Source organism: Mycobacterium sp. NGS11 (assembly GCF_059813315.1).
The window spans coordinates 1-492 of sequence record NZ_JCALEJ010000075.1 but is presented as its reverse complement, the minus strand read 5'-3'; the positions used below and the strand labels follow the sequence as shown (position 1 = coordinate 492).

The window sequence follows — 492 nt, the reverse complement described above, 5'->3', positions numbered from 1 at the left end:
GGATGCTTCTATATCGTGTCAAGGGGTTGCAGCGACGGGATGTGTTGCGGCGAGGGTTCGATAGAGCTGTCGTGTGATGTAGCGCTTGAGTGAGCGCATGATCTCCTTGGTGGTCCGGCCTTCCGCGCGTCGCCGGGCGACGTAGGCCTTGGTTGGCGCGTGAGTGCGCATGCGGACGATGACTACAGTGGTCAATGCCCGGTTGAGGCGTCGATCCCCGCCGCGATTGAGCCTGTATCGCAGGGTGTTTCCCGAGGACGCGGGTATTGGGCAGGTGCCCGCCAGTGCGGCGAACGCCGCTTCTGAACGCACGCGACCGGGGTGCGACCACGCCGTCAAGACGGACGCGGCGACCACCGAGCCGACACCGGGCAACTCGCACAGTTTTGGAACGGTGTCGGCAACGGCGGCGTCAAGTGCTTTGCGATTGTCGAGCAGTTCGCCATCGAGGGCGACGATGCGCTTGGCCAACCGGATCGCTTCCTGCCGGCA

1 protein-coding gene is annotated in these 492 nt (G+C 64.4%); it reads right to left on the bottom strand.

All coding sequences use genetic code 11. The features are described 5' to 3' along the window. Positions 1-18: 18 nt before the first annotated feature. Positions 19-492: transposase (locus AC5Y4T_RS26170; protein ID WP_499956153.1), on the bottom strand; the 474-nt coding region annotated here is incomplete at its 5' end.